19 protein-coding genes, 1 tRNA gene and 1 pseudogene are annotated in these 23,717 nt (G+C 59.3%); 12 read left to right on the plus strand and 9 right to left on the minus strand.

Annotation, left to right across the window (positions count from 1 at the left end):
* Window positions 1-31 precede the first annotated feature (31 nt).
* Both WMC41_RS14820 and iolG read left to right on the plus strand, forming a co-directional pair.
* Complete coding sequence (locus WMC41_RS14820) at window positions 32-1,051, plus strand: ABC transporter permease (protein ID WP_064330880.1); 1,020 nt, start codon at window positions 32-34, stop codon at window positions 1,049-1,051.
* 105 nt (window positions 1,052-1,156) lie between these two features.
* Window positions 1,157-2,149: an inositol 2-dehydrogenase gene (gene iolG / locus WMC41_RS14825; RefSeq protein ID WP_432344312.1), complete on the plus strand. Its 993-nt coding sequence runs from the start codon at window positions 1,157-1,159 to the stop codon at window positions 2,147-2,149.
* Window positions 2,150-2,367: 218 nt separating this feature from the next.
* Here the strand turns inward: iolG and WMC41_RS14830 are convergent, their stop codons facing one another.
* Window positions 2,368-3,588, minus strand: a complete 1,221-nt coding sequence (locus tag WMC41_RS14830) for an ROK family transcriptional regulator (RefSeq protein ID WP_432344315.1) — start codon at window positions 3,586-3,588, stop codon at window positions 2,368-2,370.
* Between the two features lie 242 nt (window positions 3,589-3,830).
* Here WMC41_RS14830 and xylF point away from each other — a divergent pair, with 242 nt between their 5' ends.
* The 5 genes from xylF (at window position 3,831) to WMC41_RS14855 (ending at window position 9,054) form a co-directional block, all read left to right on the plus strand.
* Window positions 3,831-4,871 carry a D-xylose ABC transporter substrate-binding protein gene (xylF, locus tag WMC41_RS14835; protein WP_245082689.1) on the plus strand — a complete coding sequence of 347 codons (1,041 nt, stop codon included), beginning with the start codon at window positions 3,831-3,833 and terminating at the stop codon, window positions 4,869-4,871.
* Between the two features lie 175 nt (window positions 4,872-5,046).
* Window positions 5,047-6,360, plus strand: coding sequence for a sugar ABC transporter permease (locus tag WMC41_RS14840; protein WP_245082688.1), 1,314 nt, complete (start codon window positions 5,047-5,049; stop codon window positions 6,358-6,360).
* A gap of 14 nt (window positions 6,361-6,374) precedes the next feature.
* The gene (locus WMC41_RS14845; RefSeq protein ID WP_245082686.1) at window positions 6,375-7,160 is read left to right on the plus strand and encodes an ATP-binding cassette domain-containing protein; all 786 of its coding nucleotides are present in this window, start codon (window positions 6,375-6,377) and stop codon (window positions 7,158-7,160) included.
* A 166-nt stretch (window positions 7,161-7,326) separates the two neighbouring features.
* Window positions 7,327-7,403: transfer RNA gene (locus WMC41_RS14850), tRNA-Arg, on the plus strand.
* Between the two features lie 205 nt (window positions 7,404-7,608).
* Window positions 7,609-9,054, plus strand: coding sequence for a tyrosine-type recombinase/integrase (locus WMC41_RS14855; RefSeq protein WP_432344318.1), 1,446 nt, complete (start codon window positions 7,609-7,611; stop codon window positions 9,052-9,054).
* Window positions 9,055-9,060: 6 nt separating this feature from the next.
* On the opposite strand, the gene WMC41_RS14860 is transcribed toward WMC41_RS14855, so the two are convergent.
* Entirely contained in the window at window positions 9,061-9,480 is a 420-nt protein-coding gene (locus WMC41_RS14860; RefSeq protein WP_432344320.1) for a hypothetical protein, read from the minus strand.
* Window positions 9,481-9,588: 108 nt separating this feature from the next.
* On the opposite strand from WMC41_RS14860, the pseudogene WMC41_RS14865 reads away from it, so the two are divergent.
* From WMC41_RS14865 to WMC41_RS14875, 3 genes and pseudogenes are all read left to right on the plus strand, one after another.
* Window positions 9,589-9,753: pseudogene (locus tag WMC41_RS14865) on the plus strand (flagellin); the annotation flags it as partial.
* Window positions 9,754-9,832: 79 nt separating this feature from the next.
* A complete protein-coding gene (locus WMC41_RS14870; RefSeq protein ID WP_432344322.1) occupies window positions 9,833-10,279 on the plus strand; it encodes a DUF6641 family protein in 447 nt (148 codons plus the stop codon).
* A 236-nt stretch (window positions 10,280-10,515) separates the two neighbouring features.
* Window positions 10,516-11,283, plus strand: a complete 768-nt coding sequence (locus tag WMC41_RS14875) for a DUF2958 domain-containing protein (protein ID WP_432344325.1) — start codon at window positions 10,516-10,518, stop codon at window positions 11,281-11,283.
* A 97-nt stretch (window positions 11,284-11,380) separates the two neighbouring features.
* Here WMC41_RS14875 and WMC41_RS14880 read toward each other — a convergent pair whose 3' ends face one another.
* From WMC41_RS14880 to WMC41_RS14895, 4 genes are all read right to left on the minus strand, one after another.
* Complete coding sequence (locus WMC41_RS14880; RefSeq protein ID WP_432344328.1) at window positions 11,381-12,028, minus strand: AAA family ATPase; 648 nt, start codon at window positions 12,026-12,028, stop codon at window positions 11,381-11,383.
* A gap of 82 nt (window positions 12,029-12,110) precedes the next feature.
* Window positions 12,111-12,884 carry a hypothetical protein gene (locus WMC41_RS14885; RefSeq protein ID WP_432344331.1) on the minus strand — a complete coding sequence of 258 codons (774 nt, stop codon included), beginning with the start codon at window positions 12,882-12,884 and terminating at the stop codon, window positions 12,111-12,113.
* A gap of 124 nt (window positions 12,885-13,008) precedes the next feature.
* Window positions 13,009-14,001 carry a hypothetical protein gene (locus WMC41_RS14890; RefSeq protein ID WP_432344334.1) on the minus strand — a complete coding sequence of 331 codons (993 nt, stop codon included), beginning with the start codon at window positions 13,999-14,001 and terminating at the stop codon, window positions 13,009-13,011.
* A gap of 128 nt (window positions 14,002-14,129) precedes the next feature.
* The gene (locus WMC41_RS14895; protein ID WP_432344337.1) at window positions 14,130-16,556 is read right to left on the minus strand and encodes a DEAD/DEAH box helicase; all 2,427 of its coding nucleotides are present in this window, start codon (window positions 16,554-16,556) and stop codon (window positions 14,130-14,132) included.
* A gap of 721 nt (window positions 16,557-17,277) precedes the next feature.
* On the opposite strand from WMC41_RS14895, the gene WMC41_RS14900 reads away from it, so the two are divergent.
* Window positions 17,278-17,694 carry a hypothetical protein gene (locus WMC41_RS14900; RefSeq protein WP_432344340.1) on the plus strand — a complete coding sequence of 139 codons (417 nt, stop codon included), beginning with the start codon at window positions 17,278-17,280 and terminating at the stop codon, window positions 17,692-17,694.
* Window positions 17,695-17,755: 61 nt separating this feature from the next.
* On the opposite strand, the gene WMC41_RS14905 is transcribed toward WMC41_RS14900, so the two are convergent.
* Entirely contained in the window at window positions 17,756-18,325 is a 570-nt protein-coding gene (locus WMC41_RS14905; protein ID WP_432344343.1) for a tyrosine-type recombinase/integrase, read from the minus strand.
* Between the two features lie 418 nt (window positions 18,326-18,743).
* Between WMC41_RS14905 and WMC41_RS14910 the strand changes: the two genes are divergently transcribed.
* Window positions 18,744-20,552 carry an ATP-dependent nuclease gene (locus WMC41_RS14910; RefSeq protein ID WP_432344346.1) on the plus strand — a complete coding sequence of 603 codons (1,809 nt, stop codon included), beginning with the start codon at window positions 18,744-18,746 and terminating at the stop codon, window positions 20,550-20,552.
* Between the two features lie 218 nt (window positions 20,553-20,770).
* Here WMC41_RS14910 and WMC41_RS14915 read toward each other — a convergent pair whose 3' ends face one another.
* Entirely contained in the window at window positions 20,771-22,507 is a 1,737-nt protein-coding gene (locus WMC41_RS14915) for an ATP-binding protein (protein WP_432344349.1), read from the minus strand.
* Complete coding sequence (locus WMC41_RS14920; protein ID WP_432344352.1) at window positions 22,504-23,553, minus strand: SIR2 family protein; 1,050 nt, start codon at window positions 23,551-23,553, stop codon at window positions 22,504-22,506. The genes WMC41_RS14915 and WMC41_RS14920 overlap by 4 nt, the downstream gene beginning before the upstream one ends.
* Window positions 23,554-23,717: the final 164 nt, after the last annotated feature.

Below are 23,717 nucleotides of genomic sequence, written 5' to 3' on the forward strand. Positions count from 1 at the left end.
GGGCCGCCGGGCGGCCGCAAGGGAGGTAATCATGAGCACGAATTCCGCCGCGCAGGCCCAGGCCGCTGCGCAGAAATCTGCCCGCCGGCTCCCGCCGGAACTCAACATCTTTCTCGTCCTGATCGGCATTGCGCTGGTCTATGAAATCCTCGGCTGGATCTTCGTCGGCCAGAGCTTCCTGATGAACCCGCAGCGCCTGACGATCATCATCCTGCAGGTCTCGGTCATCGGCATCATCGCCGTCGGCGTCACGCAGGTGATCATCACCGGCGGCATCGATCTCTCCTCCGGCTCGGTCGTCGGCATGACGGCGATGTTCACCGCCTCGCTGGCGCAGGCCTCCACCTGGCCGCGCGCGCTCTATCCCTCGCTGACGGACATGCCGGTCATCGTGCCCGTCGCGCTCGGCATCGGCGTCGGCCTGCTCGCCGGCTTCATCAACGGCCAGCTCATCGCCAAGACGAAGATCCCGCCCTTCATCGCCACCCTCGGCATGATGGTCTCCGCCCGCGGCATCTCCAAGTGGTACACCAAGGGCCAGCCGGTCTCGGGCCTGACGGAACAGTTCAACTTCATCGGCACCGGCATCTGGCCCGTCGTGATCTTCCTCGTCGTCGCCGTCATCTTCCACATCGCGCTGCGCTATACCCGCTACGGCAAGTTCACCTACGCGATCGGCGCCAACGTGCAGGCCGCCCGCGTGTCCGGCATCAACGTCGAATCCCATCTCGTCAAGGTCTACGCCATTGCCGGGGCGCTCGCCGGGCTTGCCGGCGTCGTCACCGCGGCCCGCGCCCAGACCGCCCAGGCCGGCATGGGCGTGATGTACGAACTCGATGCGATTGCCGCGACCGTCATCGGCGGCACCTCGCTTGCCGGCGGCGTCGGGCGCATCACCGGCACGGTCATCGGCACCGTCATCCTCGGCGTCATGACATCGGGCTTTACCTTCCTGCGCGTCGATGCTTTCTACCAGGAGATCGTCAAGGGCATCATCATCGTCGCCGCCGTCGTCGTCGACGTCTACCGGCAGAAGAAGCGCAAGACGTAGTTAAAAGAGCGAATAGGGAATGGCGAATAGCGAATAGTTCGCCAAAAATTTCTCCCTATTCGCTACTCCCTATTCGCTATTCGCTCCCCACATAACGAGGACAACATGACTGTAAGATTTGGTCTTCTCGGCGCCGGCCGCATCGGCAAGGTTCACGCCAAGGCCGTGACCGGCAATCCCGATGCCGTGCTCGTCGCCGTCGCCGATGCGTTCCCCGCCGCGGCGGACGCCATCGCCAGGCAATATGGCTGCGAGGTCCGCACCATCGAGGCGATCGAAGCGGCGAAGGACATCGACGCCGTCGTGATCTGCACGCCGACCGACACCCATGCCGACCTCATCGAGCGCTTCTCCCGCGCCGGCAAGGCGATCTTCTGCGAAAAGCCGATCGACCTCGACGTCGACCGCGTCCGCGCCTGCATGAAGGTGGTCGACGAGACCAAGGGCAAGCTGATGGTCGGCTTCAACCGCCGCTTCGACCCGCACTTCATGGCCGTCAGGCAGGCGATCGACGACGGTCGCATCGGCGATGTCGAGATGGTGACGATCACGTCGCGCGACCCTGGCGCCCCGCCGGTCGACTATATCAAGCGCTCCGGCGGCATCTTCCGCGACATGACGATCCACGACTTCGACATGGCCCGCTTCCTGCTCGGCGAGGAGGTCGTCTCGGTCTCCGCCACCGCCGCCGTGCTGGTCGATCCGGAGATCGGCAAGGCCGGCGACTATGACAGCGTCTCCGTCATCCTGCAGACCAAGTCCGGCAAGCAGGCCGTCATCTCCAACTCGCGCCGCGCCACCTATGGCTACGACCAGCGCATCGAGGTGCACGGCTCGAAGGGCATGGTGTCTGCCGAGAACCAGCGCCCGGTCTCCATCGAGGTCGCCAACGGCGACGGCTACACCCGCCCGCCGCTGCACGACTTCTTCATGACCCGCTACACCGAAGCCTATGCCAACGAGATCGCGGCCTTCATCGCCGCCATCGAGAAAGGCGCGACCATCTCGCCGTCGGGCGCCGACGGCCTCGCAGCCCTTGCGCTTGCCGATGCGGCCGTGACGTCGGTCGAGGAAAAACGCCAGATCTCCGTCGCCTGACGGAAACCGCCTCCCAAGCACCTGGCCGGGCGATTTTTTCGCCCGGTCTTTTTGTTTAGGCCCCGCCCGCCCCCTCCTCCGTCATCCTCGGGCTCGACCCGAGGATCCAGGCCACAAACTCCAGATTAGCGGTGATACGTGGATCCTCGGGTCAAGCCCGAGGATGACGGAGGAGAGTGGGGTGAGCGTCCAGGCATCAGGGCCATCCGATTACCCCCTCACTCTCCCACCGCCCTCGCAGCGATGACATCGTGGTCCATCTCCGCCAGCGCCCGGTCGAGATGACCCTCCAGCACCAGCGTCGCCTCCTCCGGCACGACGGAGATCGGCGGCGCGCCGAAGAGGCGGACCTGCTGGGATTGCGCCAGCCCCTCCTCCAGGCCCCGCTGGATGAGGTCGAAATAGCGCGTGCCGGGGCCGGTGATGGCGATCGGCATGTTCTCGTAGAGGCTCACCACGCGCGAAAGCCCCTGCCCCAGCGCCAGCCCGGCCTGACGGAAGGCATATTCCGACATGCGGTGGCCCTGGCGGGCGCGCAGCGCGATCTTATCCATCTCCGCCAGCGGCACGAACTTCGCCGGGATCGTGTCCGGCGGCACCTCGAAGGCCGTGCGCAGGATGCCGTAGAAGCCGGCGGAGGCCTCGATGCAGCCCTGCGCGCCGCAGCGACACAGCTTGCCGTCCGAGGAGTTCAGCATGTGCCCGAAATTCGGCGCCGTGACCGAGAGTTCCCCCGACCGGTCGAACCGCGCGATGCCGAGACCGATGCTGTGGCCGAGCGACAGCGCGGCTACAGCCCGCAGGTCGCGCACCCCCGCCTTCTCCATGCGCAGCGCCATGGCATGGGCGACAAGCAGCGTCTCGTTGCTGATGAGGATCTTCGCCCGCCAGGGCGGCTGGAGCAGCGCGGCGAAATCCACCTGCTGCGCGCCAAAAACCGGCGACCAGACGAGCCGTGCCGTCAGGGGATCGACAAGGCCCTTGCTGCTGATCGACACGACCAGCACCTGCCCGCGGTCGATCCGGGACCGGTCCGCCAGCCTGTCGAGCGCGGCGACGAAGGCTTCCGTGAAGGGCCGCGTCGCGGTATCGGCATGGTTGCGCGGCTCCTCGAAGCGGTCGAGCAGCGTGCCGCCGTAATCAGCGAGCGAATATTGTACCATGTCGGAGGAGATGCGCACGGTGGCGAGATAGCCGGCATCGCGCCGCTGGCCGAAGATGACGCGCGGCCGCCCGCGCGAGGCCGACGCCTGCTGTTCGCGCCGCTCCAACACCTCGGCCTTCTCCAGCTCCGCCGTGATCACCGAGACGGTCGCCGAGGCGAGCCCCGTGTGATGGGAGATGTCGGTATGGGCGAGCGGCCCGTGCCGGCGCAGCGAGGCGAGCACCAGCGCGCTGTTCTGCTGACGTACAAGCTCCGTGCTCGACTTGGTCAGCATCGTCGGTTTCCGCTCGCTTTCAAAGGATGCAACACATGCTCCTCCCAAAGCATCTGTCACGCCGTCGTTCAAGGCCTTCAAGCCGTGTTGACAGCCTACGAAACTTCTGACATTTATTTTCTCGACTGTCGAGAAAAAAGTCCCGGCACCGTCGGGAGGGGCATCGAGACAGTAGATCGTGGCCGGTCGTTGATTGGACGGGAGGTTCGTCCAGGCGGCCGGTGTTCACTTGGGAGGATATCATGAAGTTCGTTCTGAAGCTGATGGCAGGGGCTGCCGTCATCGTTTCCCTGCATTCCGTTGCGCACGCCAAGGACCTCGTGGTCGGCGTTTCCTGGTCGAACTTCCAGGAAGAGCGCTGGAAAACCGACGAAGCCGCCATCAAGGCAGCACTCGAAGCCTCCGGCGACAAGTACATTTCGGCTGACGCCCAGTCGTCCGCCGCCAAGCAGCTGACCGACGTCGAATCGCTGATCGCCCAGGGCGCAAACGCCATCATCGTCCTCGCCCAGGATTCGGAAGCCATCGGCCCGGCCATCGAAAAGGCCGCGGCGGAAGGCATCCCGGTCGTCGGCTACGACCGCCTGATCGAGAACCCGTCCGCCTTCTACATCACCTTCGACAACAAGGAAGTCGGCCGCATGCAGGCCCGCGAAGTGTTCAAGGTGAAACCGGAAGGCAACTATGTGTTCATCAAGGGCTCCTCGTCCGACCCGAACGCTGACTTCCTCTTCGCAGGCCAGCAGGAAGTGCTGAAGGAAGCCGTCGACGCCGGCAAGATCAAGAATGTCGGCGAAGCCTATACCGACGGCTGGAAGCCGGAAAATGCCCAGAAGAACATGGAGCAGTTCCTGACGGCGAACGACAACAAGGTCGATGCGGTCGTCGCCTCGAACGACGGCACGGCCGGCGGCGCGATCGCCGCGCTCGCCGCACAGGGCCTTGCCGGCTCCGTCCCGGTCTCCGGCCAGGACGCCGACCACGCCGCGCTCAACCGCGTCGCGCTCGGCACGCAGACCGTCTCGGTCTGGAAGGACTCGCGCGACCTCGGCAAGCGCGCCGCGGAAATCGCGGCTGAACTCGCCTCCGGCAAGACCATGGACGAGATCGAGGGCGTCACCACCTTCAACGGCGGCCCGAAGGGCGTCGAGATGAAGTCGGTCTTCCTCGCGCCGGTGCCGATCACCAAGGACAACCTGAACGTCGTCATCGAGGCCGGCTGGATCCCGAAGGAAACGGCCTGCCAGGGCGTCGCCGCCGGCTCGGTCGCGGCCTGCAACTGACGGGCAATGATCCGGTACTGACCTGACCATCACCAGGCGCCGCAACGGCTTCCGTTGCGGCGCTTGCGCAAGATGGACAGCGGGCGGAGGATGAGGCGGCGATACATCCTCGAAGCGGGATATCAACCGAGCGCCCGAACGACACGTTCAACAAAAGTGGGGGGACGGCAAAGCCATGGCCGACATCACGAATACCACGCATGCCAATCGCGCGCGATCGGCGAGCGAGAATCCGGTGAAGCGCTTCTTCCGCGCCACCGAGATCGACACGCGCCTGCTCGGCATGGTCGGCGCCATGCTGATCATCTGGATCGGCTTCAACATCCTGTCGGGCGGCCTGTTCCTGACGCCGCGCAACCTGTGGAACCTCTCGGTCCAGACCGCCTCCGTCGCCGTGATGGCGACCGGCATGGTGCTCGTCATCGTCACGCGCAACATCGACCTCTCCGTCGGCTCGATCCTCGGCTTCGTCGGCATGATCATGGGCGTGCTGCAGGCCGAGCTGCTACCGCAGCTTCTCGGCTTCAACCACCCCGCCACCTGGATGATCACCCTCCTCGCCGGCCTCCTGCTCGGCGCGGGCATCGGCGCCCTGCACGGCGCGATCATCGCCTTCCTCAGCGTGCCCTCCTTCATTGTCACGCTCGGCGGCCTGCTCGTCTGGCGCGGCGCCACCTGGTTCGTGACGAGCGGCCGCACGGTCGCCCCGATGGACGCGACCTTCCGCCTGATGGGCGGCGGCACGGAAGGCTCGATCGGCGCCACCGCCAGCTGGATCGTCGGCGTCATCGCCTGCATCGCCATCGTCGCGACGATCGCCAACTCCCGCAAGCAGCGCAAGCGCTTCGGCTTTCCGCTGCGCCCCATGTGGGCCGAATATTTCCTGACCACCGTCGGCTGCGCCCTCGTGCTCGGCGCCATCGCGGTCGTCAACAGCTATCCCTGGCCCGTCGCCATCGCCCGCAGATATGCCGACGCCAACGGCATCGCCTGGCCGGAAGGCGGCCTGTTCATCCCGCACGGCATCGCCATTCCCGTGCTGATCGCCATCGTGGTCGGCATCGTCATGACCTTCATCTCGACGCGCCTGCGCTTCGGCCGCTACGTCTTCGCGCTCGGCGGCAACCCGGAGGCGGCAGAACTCGCCGGCATCAAGACCCGCTGGGTGACGGTCAAGATCTTCGCGCTGATGGGCATGCTCTGCGCCATCGCCGCGGCGATCTCCACCGCCCGCCTCAACGCCGCGACCAACGCGCAGGGTGAACTCGACGAACTCTACACCATCGCCGCGGCCGTCATCGGCGGCACCTCGCTTGCCGGCGGCATGGGCACAATCGCAGGCGCCATGCTCGGCGCCCTCGTCATGCAATCGCTGCAATCGGGCATGGTGCTGGTCGGCATCGACACCCCGTTCCAGCGCATCGTGGTCGGCATGGTCCTTGTCGTTGCCGTCTGGCTCGACACGGTCTACCGCGCCCGCGCCAAGTAAGAGGAGCCCATAAAATGACGGACACCCGTACGCCCCTCGTGGAGATGAAGAACATCTCCATCTCCTTCGGCGGCATCCACGCCGTCGACAATGCCTCGGTCGATCTCTATCCCGGCGAGGTCGTCGCCCTGCTCGGCCACAACGGCGCCGGCAAGTCGACGCTGATCAAAATCCTCTCCGGCGCCTACAAGCGCGATGGCGGCGAGATCCTGATCAACGGCGAGCCGGCCGACATCAACAATCCGCGCGACGCCAAGAAATACGGCATCGAGACGATCTACCAGACGCTCGCCGTCGCCGACAATGTCGACGCCGCCGCCAACCTCTATCTCGGCCGCGAGCTCAGGACCCCCTGGGGCACGCTCGACGACGTGGCGATGGAGGCGAAGACCCGCGAGGTGATGGGCCGCCTGAACCCCAATTTCCAGCGCTTCAAGGAGCCGGTGAAGGCGCTTTCCGGCGGCCAGCGCCAGTCAGTGGCCATCGCAAGAGCGATCCTCTTCAACGCCCGCATCCTGATCATGGACGAACCCACCGCCGCCCTCGGCCCCCAGGAGACGGCGCAGGTCGGCGAACTGATCAAGCAGTTGAAGAAGGAAGGCATCGGCATCTTCCTGATCAGCCACGACATCCACGACGTCTTCGACCTCGCCGACCGCGTCTCGGTGATGAAGAACGGCCAGGTCGTCGGCCACGCCCGCACCGAGGACGTGACGAAGGACGAGGTGCTGGGCATGATCATCCTCGGCAAGGTCCCGGAAAAGGCCATCCCCGGCCCCGGCGCCATGCAGACCGCCTGACGAGGACGACCGAAAGCCGCCGGCCACCCGGCGGCTTCCTATCCCAGGCGGCCCAAAGCGCACAGCCGCCAGAACAGATTGCCCTTTCTGCATTTTCCCGATTGAAGCCCGCCCCCAGCTAGGCTAAGAACCCTCTCATCGGACAGGCGAGTCATCGCCTAGGCAAGCACCCGTAGCTCAGCTGGATAGAGTGTTGGATTCCGATTCCAAAGGTCACAGGTTCGAATCCTGTCGGGTGCGCCACCGAACTTATTGATTTTATTGACTTATCAGTCTTCGCTTGATCTCTGATATTCCAGAAATAAGCTAGCGCAGTCCTAGCCCAGTCGCATTTTTGCGTTGGAAAAAACTCAAACTTTTCAATGCCGGTGAAAACTGTGCGGGACGCCCGTTAGCACAGTCTTAGCGCAGTCGCGCTATCGTAGTAACACCATTGGAAACCGGGTTCATGTTACAGCGTACCAAGCAGCCATTCGTTCTTTTCCAGCGCCCAGGCACGAAAAACTGGTCCATGCGATACAGCATGGACGGCAAGCAGATCAAAAAATCCCTGCAAACGCCTGACGAAGCCGAAGCCTTGCGCCTCGCAAACCAGATCTGGCACGAGCAGACCTATCGGTTGAAACAGGGCCTCACCATCGACGAGCAACCTTTCTCCAAGGTGGCAGAGGAATTCATCAAGAAGGTCGAGTTCGAGGCTTCCGCCGACGAACGCAGCAAATACCACCCGATCTATTGGCCTCCGATCATCCGCCGTTTCCCGATGGCTTATTTCGGCGACAAGCCTATCGACACCATCACATCGGCCGATCTCGAACGCTATCTGCAATGGCGCAAGACCTACTGGACATCCGGCCCCGGAACGAAGATCGAGAAAATCCGCTGCGAGCGCAATGGTCGGATTTATAGCCGCGCTGCCCCCCGAAAGGTGGCCGCGCTCAGCACCCTCAACGGCGAGATGGTCATCATCCGCGGCATTTTCGAGCAAGCGGCTCGTTGGGGTTATTGTCAGCCGCTCGTCATGCCATCAACAAAAACCCGCAAGCGCGTGGATAACCGCCGCCCGAGCTTCACAGGCGCAGAGTACAACACATTGCTGCGAGTTTGCGAAAAGCGCATCTATGAGAGCTTTACGAGCGAAAGGCAGGTTCAGGCAAAGGACGGCAGAACGTGGAAGCTGCCACCGCCTAGCAAACACATCCGTGCGGATCGCATCCGGCTTTACGCCTATATCCTTCTCATGGGCAACACGGGCTTGCGACCGACGGAAGCCAAGAACCTGACTTGGGGCAACATCCTGCTTTTCCGTGAAACCCGTAACAAGCCCGATCATCAGCAAGACGCTCGATTACAGGTAAGAGGCAAGGGAAAGCACGGCATCAGCGTGCCTCTTCCCAGCGCGATCTACGCTTTAGGCATGTTGTGGGACCTGTTCGAGCAGGAGCTTAAACGCGAGCCGAACGACGACGATCCGCTCTTCGCCAATCATGAGGGAAAACGGATCAGTTCCTTCAAGCGTGGCTTTGCCGAAGCGTTAAAAGCGGCCAATCTGGAACGCGATCACCGTGGAGTGCGCCGAACACCCTATTCCCTTCGGCACTACTATATTTCGTCGCGCATCGAAGAAGGCGTTCCTGTCCACGACATCGCCCGCAACACGCGCACCTCGATTGCCATGATCGACAAGCACTATGCGCAAGTCAGCACGGAGCAAATCAAGGACAGTCTCCGTCGCGGATACGAAGATTGGTATAGCGAAGCTGAGTTTGATGCGGCAGATCGGGCGACCGACTACAAAGTTTCCGCTCTCGAAAGGCATTCGCGGAAATTGAGAAAAGGCGAAGATACAGGCAATCTGCATTCTTCCGAAAAACGCAAGACAGGATCGGAATAATAGCCGTCAGGCCGCAAACGCATCGAACCTGCGTTCAATCCGGCCGTCGCGAATGATGTAGGCCCTGATGCCGTTGGCGATGACAAGCATGGCGGTGTCACTGAAGCTGTCGAAAGTGACTTCCGTTAGGATTTCGCGAATAGCTGCATGAGCTTCTGAGCGCAATGCATATCGCTCGTCACTGTTGCTCGTCGTTTCCCATGCCTTTCGTAAAGCACCGAGGCGTTCATCGGCGGCAACAGGGCGATGCTGCTTGGCGACAAGTCTGTGCCGGTCCTGCTGGAGCCTGCCAATCTCGATTTCGATCGATTGCCGTTCCGCTTGCCGCACTCCCAGCAAGTCGAGGATCGTTTCGAGCGACTGGCCGTTGTCTTCCACCGCCTGAGCCAGCCGATGTTCCTTTCGGCGCAGCTCGTCACGTTTCATGATCATTTCCGCGAGCGTCTCGTCCAGCTTCGTGACTGCCTGTTCCTGCGTTGCCGTTTGCAACGTGGCCGCAAGGGTCAGTTCGCCATGCAGCAGGATTTCGCGACTGTCTTGCAGGATTCGATTAGCAAGGGCATTGGCCGTCTTGTGGATGCGGATATGAACGAGGCATCGACCCGGCTCAAGGCACTGCAAACACAGCAGCAGCTTGCCATCCAGTCCCTGTCTATCGCCAACACGAACGGCGAGAATATCCGGCAACTATTCCAGTAGGATCGGTAATCTTTGGTCGCTCTTTTGGCAGACGACTGTATCCCGAAGACACTTCAACGTTTTCGGAAAGGATTGCAGCATGTCGCACCTGAAGGCCCTCAAGCTCGCCAATGCAGAGCCCGCCCGTCCGTCTTCCGATCCGGTCGAACGGGCACGAGAAACCGTCATCGCTGCCCTTTCGGAACAGAAGGCGATGGCTGAGGCCAAGATTTCCGGCACCGAATACATCGCCGTCCACATCGTCACCCGCAAGGATGCAGCAGGAAATCGCGTTCGTGTCGAGGCGAAGAAGCGTCTTCGCCCTGGCTGGTTCACCGACAAGACCGGCAAGACGTTCTTCGCATTGCGCTATGCTGGCAAGGCCATCGAGTTCGCCAAGGACAAGAACGCCGTCGAGATCGGCGAATTCGGCGCGCTTCCCGCCGTTCTCGATACGCTTCGCGAAGCCACCCATGCAGGGGAACTGGACCAGCAGCTTCTTGCAGCGATGAATGCCCGGAAGGCAACGCGGCGCAAGGCAAGCTAAGCGTTTCCAATATAGCAGTTTCAGGGCGGGACATGTTCCCGCCCTTTTCGTTGCTCGAAGCGGGCTTCGGCAACCTCACCTCGCCCCGTAGAGGCTCATGGACGCCGGGTGCAGGCTGGAATGCTAGCTGAGGCTATCCCGCCCCTGCAAGCGCCCTGAGAGGCGCGCAATCCAATTCTCCGGCTCGCTCTTTGAAGGGACTGGCATTAGCTCCCGCTGCAACAAACGGAGCGCGGATGAGAAGAGGCGGAAACAGCAGGGACGAAGACGGACTTTCCCCCGAAGTTCGAGACCTTGCCCTCCTGTTCCTGGCGGACCTGCATATAGACGGCAAGTCGATCCATAAACTGAGAGCCAAGCGGCCGTTCCGCGTTCGATACGAACTCGACGGCCATATCCGGGATCAGGCATTTCTTTCCAGCCTGTCATGGAGAGCCGTGATGCTGTTTGCTCTGGAAGACCGAAAATGCCTGACTGTTCACGAGATGGACGAGACGGGCCGACTGGCGCAAACCTTCCCCGCGCACATCATGGCGAGGCTGGCGGAAAATGCGAGGAATGGCGGCGACGTCATTCCCGCGCTCCGTCTGGTCGATCCTGAACGCGGTGCATCGGCCATCGTCACCAGAAGTCGAGGTCGAGGCCATGCCGTCGATGTCCTGCATGATCTCGGCGGTTCTCCCGTATTCCAGCCCCTCTGGATTTCCGACCTGCTGCGCCTTGACGCCTTGATCGGCATCATGAAGCTGGTGAGAGACGAAGCCTTTGCGCCGACGATGCCGATCAGCACCTATCTCGAAGCTGCGGCCATGACGGGTAGGATCGTTGCTGAACCGGAACTGGCGACGATGCAGCTCACTGGCATCGTGCCCCGATTGCCTCAACCTCGTCCTCTCCCGGCGGTGCTGGCGATGTTTGAGGAGAGATGCAGAACGTTCCCGGCACTTGCAAGGCTCCGGGAACGCACAATTTACGACGAGTACAAACTTCGTGGTGCGACATAGGGTACAGGCTCGAGAACGACAAGAGGCTCCGACGGAGCCGGAGCCTCAGACGGCGAACCTGTTTCAGCCCGCCGCGCAAATTCGTGTAGACGAATTTTTAGATGACCCGCTCAAGCAGGTTGAACATGCTGCGATAGTCGAGCCGGTCACCCTGCGCCTTGGAAGCAAGAAGGCGCTCAAGCGTGTTCCTCGGCATCGTCTTCTTCTCAGCGGCAAGCACCTGAGACGCATACTCGACCATCTGCGACAGTGACGGGGCTTTGACATGAACCGACTGGCATCGGTTCTGGATCGCTTCGGGAACCCGGTTGAGATGATTCGTCGTCATGAAGAAGTAAATGCCGGCGTCGGCGCTGTTCGTCGTAAACTGTACGAGCCCCTTTAACGCGTTCATCGCTGGCGCGCTGAGACTATCGACCTCGTCGACGACCAGGAAACGGGTGCCGTCATCGTTCTGCGACACCGTCTTTACGAACCGCTCGAGCGCCTTGATTTCCCTTGCGGTCGGATTCGCGGTGGCGTCGAAGAACCGCACGTCACTGGCGGGGTCCACGCTGGGGGTGATCGCGTCTGGGAGCACCTTCGCCAGCGTCGTCTTGCCGGTACCCGGTTCGCCAAACAGAATTAGCGGAGTGTTGATCGCCCCCGACGTGTACCTCGCGAGCAAGGTACTAAGCGACTTGTCGAAAAGCTGGCACCCGAGGAGCTTGTCGGGAGCGTGGTTGAATCGAAAACTTTTAGCCATGAGAAATCCTTTCTAAAAAGACTAAAAAACTCTTTGGGGAGAGATCGGGCGGCCGAAGCCGCCCGTTTTTTGCCTGCAACCGTCAGGCGGCGTCGATGTTCTCGACGGTCTTGGTCGCATCAGCGATGGCTTCATCGACCTCGGCGTTATTGTCGTTGGCGGTCTTGGCTACCACTTTCGACACTTCGCTAACCGCATCGGACACCATTGCCGCCTTAAGCGCGAGGTTCATGGGCTGCATGACGGCCTCGGACTGCGTCACGAACATGATCGCGAAATCGCCCGAACTGGTCGCCTTGACCATAAGTGCGAACTCATCGCCCTTCATCGGAAGGTCCGCAGGCATCGCATCCTTCTCGATGACGAAGCCGCTCTTCCCGTTCGCCTTCAGGTTATCGAAGGCGGCGTCTACATCGGCAGCCGTCATCTTCACCCGAACACCGTCCTTGGTGTACTCCTGCTCGTCCGATGATCCTTCGGATTCGGACTTGACGTTGCGGATTTTTTCAATGCCGCCGTTCTCTTTGATCCAACCGACCATTTCGTCAGAAGAGATTTCGTTTGCAATGGCGATTCGGACCACCTTCGCGTAAACGCTAATCCTCTTTCTGAACTCTTTGTCGGTGGCCTTCTGGAACGCGATCTTTGTCGCGACCATAGCCGGATCGTCCGTCTTGCGGGGTTCTTCACCGAGGCTGGCCTGAAGGTCATTCTCGGTAAAGTCTTCCGTCAACTTCCGGATTATCGCGAGGACGTCATATGTACGGTGACGCAGAGTAACGTACATGCGTTCAAGCCGAACCACCTTGGCTTGAACTTCATTAATTCGGTCGAGGACCGAGGTTCCTTTTTCCATTCTACACTCCTTCGAGCTTTAAGTCGTGAGCGCCATTGCTCAGGACAAGAAGGAGAATAGTTCAGAGCATCGAACTGCTCTCTGACGCCGCGTTAATAATTATCGATAAAAATCAATATGTTGTTTAAATCCGGTTTTCACCCAACATTTTCTTCGCTTTTGCCGAACGGCGACGGAAGCAGAACAGAATGTAGTGGTGAGTAACTTTTCGCGAGAGCGTTTCATTATGGACGTACTCGCCACCAAGCCTGTCCGGGCGATCTGCACTGGTGATGGCAATAGCAAGCCGTCCGCCATGGGTAATAGCAGCACGTTTTGTTCTGGACACGAATAGCATGCCGACCTTGAAGCGTTCGGAGGAGCAAATAGTGTATTGGTCCTTTAAGTTCGCGTCGAACCAATCTGCTACGATTTGCAACGCATTACAGGCTTTAAGAATTTCGCGATCTCGCCATTGAATACGACTTCGGGCGTATGGCGACCTTGCATAGACCTTCTCCAGTTTCAGAGGAGTAGTGCGTTTACGCCCTAATGATTTCTCAGGCAGGCTCGGCAAACCTATTTGAGAAGCTGAGAGGTCCGCTCGCATTTTGGGGTTTAGGCTTGCATTGTGCTCGAGCGTTTCTCGTGAAAGCGCAGGATTTGGATCGATGAATAGCGGGTTTTCGTCCGAAATCACGGAGGTCCCGAAATTCTCGATGTCCCATCGCCGCAAAACACGGTTCAGCAATACTGTCCGATGATCCGCCCCAGTAGCGGCCAAAGCCAAGACATCCTGTTCAACCTGCGCAACCTTCTCTTCGATAGAACTCTCGTAATCGAAACCGCCTTCTCGAATATCCATCATATGGGATGGCATGGATAACGCCATTTTGACGGCATTATCTCTACGGTCTTCCCAAGTTTCATAGGCAGGAAGCCCAATTTTGAGGCGTTTCGGGTCTGGTTGCCCGAAATGCAGGGGCTTTTGGGCTTCGAGCAGTCGCTTTGTTTGCTCGTAGATCATCCCCATATCGTCAGTATCGAACGCCATGCGTCGGTCACGAAGGCGCTTTACCGCCTCGTATATGCTAAAGTCGTCATGATGAATATCTGTGAGGTGGTCAGTACCGGACATCAAGAGGCTCCTGCCTAGAAAAGCATGTCCTCACAACTAAACTAAAAATTCGTGTAAACGACATTTCTGAGACCAATAGGACTGGCCTCAGTCTTGACGCATCGCTCTAACGGCTATGCCAGTGTTCATCATCGCAGATGTCTATATGCTTCAAGTGCGCCGCGTCTTAAGCTGGTTTCAATGCTCGGGATTTGCTTTTTCCGATCACCTGCAACGGAAGCGCTATCTGGATAGTGCTGGTTCAGAAGACGATGAACCTCCACCAAGTCGTGCCCCGACGATCTCAATTGCGCGGCAAACCTGAAGAACCCGTCATTTCCTTCTCCAGCAGAGGTGGCTTTCCACGCCTCTAACGCCCGCTCGTAACCGTTCTTCTTGCGAGCTTCGGCACGAAGGAATTTGTCGCCATCGTCCTGACCGGCATCATGCAGCTTTAGCGCGTCGATCAGGGCGCGCAATTTCTCACCGTGGTTCATGACAACGTCGGCGTCGATATATTCTGGTGTCTCGGCTGGCATGCGGGAAATCCATTCGGCGGGTTGAAGGATCGGAGCTTCCCAGTTCGACAGCCAGAACGAATGCTGCTTCTTCGACGCCTGACTGGGCAGGTACATCCACGAAACCGGCGTCCTCTTGCTCATGTCGAGGCCGGAAGCCAATCCAGAATGACGGCCCGTTTTTCCAACGCTGTACCCGGCATCAACGACGCGAGCAGCAATGATGTCCCAGAAACCTTGGTAGATTTCGACGGTGACAGGGGAGGCAAGCGGAACGACGACGCGATAACGGAAAAGACCATCCCGACCGTTGTTGAAGCTGTTATAGGCGACATGCTTGATGTCGGAGAGCAGGAGCGCCAGTTCCCGCGGATCAAGCTCGCTGTCGTCGAAATCGAGCTGAAGCATGTGGCTATGGGTGAAATTGTCGAGCCCCTTGACGGTCTCGCCATCTCCAACCCGGAAAATTCCACCGTTCATGAGCAGGTTGTCGTGCTTGTCCTTGATGGTCAGGGACCAGACGTTTTCCAGAAGACGATACACCTCGTCCCATGTCTGGAAGGTCTCGGCAGCGATATTCCTGCTGAAGATGTTTTCCTCGAACGAAAGCTGGATCGGTGCATCGCGTTCGTCGGCAACGCCATGGATATTCCTGATGAGATGGCCAAGCTGTTCAAGGTCGCTCTTGCGTTGCACCTCTCTCTCGTAACGCTCCTTCGAGCGTTCCGTTGCCGTCTTGGCCGGAGCCTTGCTTGGCGTATTGCGTCTGTTTTCACCGAGTTCGCAAATGCCGAGATCGAGGAAGTTTTGTTTCGATCCGGGCAGCAGATCGCAAATGTAATCGGCAGTACGACGATCAGGAACGATGACCGTCACCTCTGCTACGCCATCTGCCTCACGCAGGTTCGTGCGCATGATCATCTGATAGGCGACTTCCTGAGCCTTCGCCTTGCTGAGTTCGCATGGCTCGATGCCCCACTGCTTCTGCATCCACGTAAAATGCGGATTGCAATCGTTCAGGGCCGCGAGAAACACCGCGCGGGTATGGTCCCGGAAGTCGTTCAAGCCATGAGCGACAGCAGGAAGCCGGGTTCCCTGTTCAAGCTTCCAGTGCCAGTCCTCGACATCCTTGTTGGCGACCCAGATATGCTGTCCGGGCACCGATGGCTGCAATGCGCCGGTAATCCTCGGCATGCCGATCTTGTCACGCAACGTCTTCGACCACCTGCGTTCGGTTATATAGAGAACGCGGCACCGACGTCCGGTTTCTTTCGTGTGGGTCGGCGCAGCAATATGGATCAGATCGTCAGGAACGAAACCGACGCCCTGCTCCGACCAGACCATGTGCATCAGGGAGTTCTCGAAGTTGGCCCCCATAATGGTGACGCGGTTCCAGCCATCGAAGATCGTCGGTTTCAGCCAGGAATGGGCTATCATCTGCGCCGTCCCTTTATACCCGGCCGTCTGCCAACTGCTACGGGTCATCACGGAAGACCAATGCGCATTGGCAAGGCGCTCCCATAGAGGCTGAGTAACCTTGATCACGTCATCGCCCGGTTCATTGTGGGCGTACGTCTCGACCAACGCATGCTGGCCGGCCTTGACGTGGACATCGAGCACATTGTCGCAAAGCTCGTTGTCCGAAACGTCGATGAGCGAGGTCCACCAGTCCCATGTTATGCTGAGATTGGCGCGGAAGGTTGCGTCGATTGCCGGGATTTCGTCCACGATCAGGTTCCAGCGGTGCTTTCCCGCAATGCGCCAGCACGACAATAATGTGGCGTGCGTGGTGATGATCGCCGTTTCTTCTTTGCTGCCGATTGCGGCGATGAATTCACTGCGGGCCTTTCCCGGATGCTCATCGCTGGTGATTGCGCGCCAATTGATTTGCGGATGCAGGGCGCGGGCTCGTTCCAGTGTCGAATGGACGAGAAGCTTGGTGGGCTGGGCGAGAACGAAGCGAAAGCCTGCTCGCTCGATACCGTTGCTGATTGCCTGAAGTGCCGCCGTTGTTTTTCCTGAGCCGGCGCACGCGCTCACGTAATTGATAATATCCATAGTCACTTCCAAAAAAATGTGCCGAACCTGCGTTGGGCGATCAGGTTCGGCAGTTCATTTTTTGGGAAGCCCACGAAGTCGAACCATCTGAACATCTCAGTCGCCCAACCTCGTGTTCCTTCTATTTATCTCCAGCGGTTCGCCCTGTTGCCGATTTCGAGGGTGCAGGTGAAAAAAGTTGCAGGAGTACAACGGACTTGTCAGGTACTAATGGTTCCCCTTGAGCTTGCGGGAGCCCATTTCTGCTTGCGTGTTCCCGACCAAGTTTTGTCTGGTTGCCACAACATAAGGGCCAATATCGCCTCCGGTTTAGGGGCGATAAAGTTTGCACGAAACGACCTTATATAAGGTCGTTTCGTGCGAAAGTAGCTTCTCCTAATGTAATACTTCTCGGCTTCGCCACTAACGCGAAGCTGCTTTATTAGGGGAAGACAGCAAGGCCGATGATGAAAGCCAACACGGATTTCGTCTGGTGCAGAGGCAAGCGAAATGTGGACCTCCAGCAAGCAAATGCAGGTGCTGTTCATGCTCAGAGGAAATTTTGCCTCCCAAAAGCAAGCAAAGCTTGACGAGGAAATACCTTGAGAGGTTCGCCATGCAGAAAGTCCGGTCCGTGTTCCTCCAAGAGGAAGATGTTGCTCTGAGAATGACCGTTCCCGCCGATCCTTAAATACGAATGCAGCAGCAAGCAGCACGTATGCACGCATAGGAAGGATCGAGCATGGAACGGAATTTAGAATTTATCAGTCGGGTGTATGACCGCATGAAGGAGATGGGTATCGTTGCCGGGCAAGCACAGTTTTCTGAGATGTGGCTGGGAAGAGGGCCAAGCTATCTCTCTTCCTCAAAAGCCAAGGGCCGCGCCGTCCCTGACAGGGTTATCGACCATTTCGAAGAGCAGATAAAAGAGCGGGCGAACAGAGCGAGGCGGATGCTGGACCTTTACACCGATCTCAGCCGGCACCAGCAGGAACTCCTAGCCATGGTCGATATTCATCGGCTTGAGAGGAAGCTACCGGATCATGGCGATGAGGGACACCTTGCAAACTGCAACCGTCAGCAACTGGAGGAGAGCCGACGTCCTGCCGAGCAAATTCGAGGTTTCCTCGACAAGCTGACGGCGTTCAAGGTTTTTTGATTATCGACAGCCCATTCCGTTCGGAATGGGCTCCCTTGTCGCCATTGGCGACAAGCCTATCCTAAAGCAGATCGACCGCCGCCTTCATCATGTCGTCCCGAACGTCGATATAGCGTTGCGTCGTCGTCAGGTTTCGATGACCGGCCAACGTCATGATCACCTTCGGGCTGACACCGGAATGCGCGAGCTTCGTGATGAACCAGCGCCGCCCGCTATGCGATGTCGCACCATCGAGACCGGCAAGCCGATATAGCTGTGCCATCAACTGGCAAAGCGTGTTCGGGCTGAACGCCGTTCGCTTTTGCGTCATCAACAACGGAGCATCATCATTTCCGCCCTCGGGCCAATCGGTTCGGTATCGTTCGATCTCCCGGCGGAGCCGTTCATTCAGGAAAACCGTTCGGGCATGGCCGCCCTTGGTGATCTCTGCTCGCAACCGCAATTGCTCCCGGACCTTGCCGTCGCCATCGACGACATCACGCACCGTCAAGGCCGCAATCTCACCAACGCGCAATCCTGCGAGATGGGACAGCATCAGGGCCAGCCGGTTCCTTCCCGCGTGCTTCATCTGCGCCACGACGGCCAGCAGCCGTTTGAATTCCGTTTCCGTCAACACGCGGGCCTGTTTCATGCAAACCTCACAAAAGGCAGGGGTTTCGTGCCTTTCGTTATGTTGCCGTCTGGCGAAAAGAGCGACCGGAGATTGGCGCGGAAAGAAGCTCTGCTAAATCAAGGTGTTCCTACCCGCCGTATCGAGAACGTCAGAAAATACGTGTTTTATGAGGTTTTCCTCACCGTCCTGGGAGAACGGCAGCTATGCTCCGATTCCTGCCGTTCAGGTTCTTTGAGACCATACCTCCAAGCCGCCAATCGCTTATTCATGGGAACGCCGTGAACGCCTCGTCTGCGGACGACTCAGTCATTCATGTTAACGCTGCGAATGCCGGAAAGGCTTGGCGCGATTTGAGCTATGTTCTACCCCTGATTAAGCGGGTCGAGGGGCGATTCGTTTGGACGCATTATTCGGGGTGGCGACGCCGGGGGGAGCAGTGGCAGCAACACTTAGATCAATACATATTGAAAACTTCAGATCCATAAAATCTGTAGACGCCGATCTTTCGCAATTGGCGATTTTCGTTGGCCGGAACGACTGCGGTAAATCAAACATCCTTCGGGCCCTGAACCTTTTCTTTAATGAACAGACCAATCCAGGCGTCGAGTTTGCATTCGCAGAAGACTATAATTTTTTCGCGCCGGTGCGAGCGCGTAAGGCGCGCGAGGTGCTTGTTCGTGTCGAGATCGCGCTGCCAGAAAGCTACCATGCGACCAACGGTCAGGTGATTATCTGGACCAAGCGTTGGCGCGAAGACGGGCTTTGGAGCGAGGAGTATGACTACTACGGTCAACGCATCTCAAAGGGAAGGCGGGGTCAGGAAATTCGAGAAGACGTCAAGATTCCAGAAAAATCGAACGTCCACGCGCTACTTCGTAAGATCGAGTTCGAGTACGTGCCGGCTATAAAGGATTCGGATTACTTCGATGACTTGCGGGGGCGGATTTACGGCATCATCTCGGAAGTCGCTGCCCGCACCTTCCATGAGTCCAGTACCGCGTTCGAACAATCGATTGGCGATCACCTCAACGAGTTGACGACGAGTATCTCGGCGTCTCTTGGCTTCGAGACGAAGCTGGCGCTGCCTAGGGACCTCTATCACATTTTCGAAAGACTTGACTTCCTCAGCGGAGAGAAATCGGTCTCGCTGAACAATCGGGGCGACGGGGTAAAGGCGAGACATATCCCACTAATTCTGCGCTTCATGGCGGAAAAGAAGGCGGCACTGCAAAAGAGAGGGGGCCCCCCAATTAGCAGCATTTGGGCGTATGAAGAACCCGAAAACAACCTAGAGATTGGAAGTGCCGTCCAGCTAGCGGACGAACTCCACCAATTGGCCAAGGCAGGCACCGCACAGATCCTCCTAACCACCCATTCGCCTGCATTTTACGATCTGGGCCAGCAAGAAAATGAGATCGCGCTTCATTTTGTAACGCGTGCCACCGACACGGACGGTACGATGACCAAGACCGGAGTAGAGGGAATCGATGAGAGCTTGGGTACGCTCGCCATGCTTGCGCCCCGTATTGCAGAAATGGTTGCACAAGTCCGGCAGCAGGAGGAGACGAAGGCCATTGCCGCCCAACTGGCAGAGGTAAATTGCCCTCGTATCTTTGTTGAAGGTGAGAGCGATCGTATCGTGCTGGCTCGGGCTCTTGAACTCTTTTTCCCCAAAGCGGTTGGGCAGGTCCGCTTCGAAACGAAACGGGATGGTGCCGGTCACACCTACGTCATCGACATGCTGGTCGGATGGCGATCCCAGCACAAGCATCACCCCGAGCGTCCCAAAGCGGTCGGCATTGTTGATGGGGACGCCGGCCAGGCAAAGGCCGCGTTCAACAAGCAACCTGATAACGTCAAGTCGGCAAAGTGTTTTGTCTACCCACCGCCAGCGAACTTGCAAGCCGCCCGCGCGGCTCATTTCGAGGTCTACGCGTCACTCGAAGCGCTCTATCCCCCGGATGTCTGGCGGGAGGCAGAGAAGAGGGAAAAATTGGAGAGGCGGGCCTTGGCGAAAGTCTGCCCACCAGACCTCGTTGACCAAATTTTGCTCGGCGAAACTACCTTCGAAGAAACCCTGGATCCTACTTGGGCGTATTTGGTCAAGTTCGACTTCGCTAATGAGCATAAGATCTCAACGGCCGAACGAGTGTGCAAGCAGGAAGACGCGAATTGTAAGACCACACTTGCTAATTTTGAGCCCTTGTTGAGAGACGCGCTTTCCTTCCTCGGCGTAGCCGATTGACGAGCGGCTTTGCGCCCCATTCTTGCCGTTCGCTGCCTCGTTATCAGTGCCATAAGCTGCTGAAGTCGAGACGATTGGGACGTGATGCTTTGCTGATCGTCACTAACGGTTTTATCGCTCCGCTACATGAGCGGCGCTCGGAGAATCCTCCGCAGGCGGCGCCTCTGGCGGGCGCATTGAACCGCACAGATTTAGTGCAGCTATAGCTACAACTCGGATCATTTTAGGAGCGTTTGCCGACGCCAACTTTCGACCGCCTTATCCAGCGCCGCAGCGGCTGCGGCATCGGCCCAGCGGTCCCAGAAATCGATCGTCCCGCTGAGCGGTTCATTGACTGGCTTCGCTATGCGGATGCGCGTCGGCAACAAGATAGCATCACCGACCACCAGCGCTTCGCCGGTGTCGAGCACCGGCAGCAGGTCGCCGAACCCACCCAAGCTGTCCGGCAGCAAGCGACGCACGACGGTCTGATCGTCACCGTTGGTCAGCCGCATGGCAATCAGATTGTTGCATTGGCTTACGACGGTTCGGTTTACCTCCGCGGGGCGCTGGCTGATCACCACCAGTCCAACGCCATATTTGCGGCCTTCCTTAGCGATGCGCTCGAAGGTCGCAATAGCATTCTCCGCTGCCCCGGATGTCACGTCCTGCGGAATGTAGAGATGCGCTTCATCGCAGAACAGCGCGACCGGATGCCGGGCGCCTTGGGCACTCCACTGCTGGACGTGGAATGCCATGCGCGCGACCATGCCTACGATCAGCGGCAGAATGTCCGAGGGCACCTCAGAGAAATCAATCACTTTCACGCCGCCCTTGCCACCCTTCGCAGCCCGCCCCCCGAGCAACAGCGTGACGGCTTCGTCCAGCCATTTGTAGCTGTCGGCGACGCCAGGCGCAGGAAACAGGAACCCGAGCCGGCGATCAGTGCGCTTACCTTCGAGACGCTGGATCAGGCGGCTGAGCTTCCCGTGGAAATCGCCCTGCTTTTCGGTCCGGGCGCCGGGCACCATCTCAGTGTTCAGCCGGTCCAGTTCGGCGAGCACGGATGCGATCGCGAACGGCACAGGACTGTCGATCGTGAAATTGGCGAGAACGTCAGTATGGCCGCCAGCCGTCAGGAAGCCAGTTTTGGCCTCGACGATGGCGCGAGACATAACCATCGCCTGATTGGGTGCGTTCTGGTCGCTGCGATCGACGAACATCGAGACCAGTGCCTCGTAGCTCATCAGCCAGTAGGGCAGATGAAGCACCCCGTCGGCGAGACCCTTGCCCGCCTCGATGTCACCAGGTCCCGCGACGCGGAGATGCACGAAGCCGTCGCCCGCCATGGAGGCGTATTCCCCGTGCATGTCGAAGACGATCGCATTGGCGCTCTCCAACTCGGCGACCTGTTCGAGCAGCCGGGCGGTCGTCCAGGATTTGCCGGAACCCGTGCTGCCGACGACGAGTGCATGGCGCTGAAAGAGCTTGTTGCCGTTGACATAGGCTTCGGCGTTGGGATCAAGCGTGTAAGCGCCGAGCGAAAGACGCTGGGCGCGCCCTGTTACCTCCGAAATCACGCCCATGAAGCGGGTCAGCCGCTCGCCTTCGAGTGCGAAGCAGCAGGCATCGATCTCCGGCACGGTTTCGAGGGTGCGGCGGAAGATGTTTGCGCGGCTCCCGTCGCGGTCGAGCAAGGTGCCGATCAACGTGATTCGGACCAGATTAACCTCGGGATGGGCTTCCTCGCCCCGTTCCACCTCCGCCACTTTCGCCTCTTCGAGCGCGGTGCGGGTGATCTTATGGATGACGCCGATGAGTTTGTGGCCGGCGAGGCTGCTCTGGAGCGCGACCAGCCGGTTGACCTGGAGGGCGCGCAGCGCCTCGACGTCGTCGACGCGAACGATAACTGTGGCGGTGTCTACTGATTGGACGCGCCCGAGCGCTTCTTCGTCGGTGAAATCGAGTATGCTCATGCCGGTGTCCCTGTTATGTGGTCGAGGAATCGGTCGAGCCGCCACAGCGGCTGGTCGAGATCGAAGCCCGTTGGCGCATCGTGCATATAGGCACGCGCTCCCGCTGGGCCGTCTTCAATGGCGAGAAACCGCCGACAACGGCCGCTCGTCAGAAAGGTCTTGGCGGTCGGCGTCAGCTCCTTGGTAATGACGACGAGTGGCGTGGAATCGCGGTCGCAGCGCTCGATGAGCTTGGTCTGGACATGCTCGTCATTGAAGCCGTAACCGACGCAAAAATATGCGCGGGCATTCTCCAGCGCGTTATCGCTGCACCCGAGGATCGTCCGGAAGGGTTCCCCGTGGGTCAGGCGATATTTGTCGATCCCTGGTGTGATCATGAGCGGCGCATAGTCGGGCGGGACGGCGAGGGCGCTGCGTATCCCGATGATTTGCTTTGCGGCGTCCTGGAACCAGTCGAGCGAGCCATGAACCTTCCAGATCGCGACCGTGCGCGTCTCGCGACCTCTGATCGTGATCCGCGTTCTGGGATCGCGCGCGCGCGATTGAAGATAGCCGTAATTGAACCCGGTGAAGGTGCCTACGTCCGCCGCATCGGCGGCATATTCGGCGAGACGATCGTAATTGGGTGTGACGACGTGGAGGGTCGTGTGGGTGCTGTCGAAGAGGTGCCTATAGAGCCTAGACAGAGGCAGATGGTGCCGGTCCGCCAGCAGCGTCGACAGCACGGCCAAGTCGGATGGCAGCAGGAATTCCCGCGTCGCGCTGGCGATGAAATGGGTCTGACGGTCGGTCGGCCGGACCGCCTGCAAAGAGCTTTCGAGATCGGTCCCAGCCTTGAGATGCGACAGGAAGGCATCCCATTCCCTGTTCTCCTCGACCGTCCATACAGGGGGCTGTGCCGCCCCCATGAGATGTGCCGCGAGCGCTCCCATGCCAGGGACGCCGTGGGCGGCTGATGCGCCGCTCCCGAGAATGATTACTGGGGTCGCACTTAGTGCACTTTGGGCAAACCCTTGCGCGATTTCGGCTGCGCTCTTGGCCGCCATATATGTGCCCCCTTGATCGATCTAAGCGAAACGAGATGCCGTCTGCATGGTCCGCAGTCAGCGCATCCATAGCGTTAAGTCGCGCTTCAAGGAGCGCGGTGCGCGCCCGAACGGTTTGCCAAACTGCGAGTCAGATGTGTGAATATACCGCATTACTTCCCCCC

It is taken from the genome of Shinella yambaruensis (assembly GCF_050859155.1).
GTDB lineage: Bacteria > Pseudomonadota > Alphaproteobacteria > Rhizobiales > Rhizobiaceae > Shinella > Shinella yambaruensis.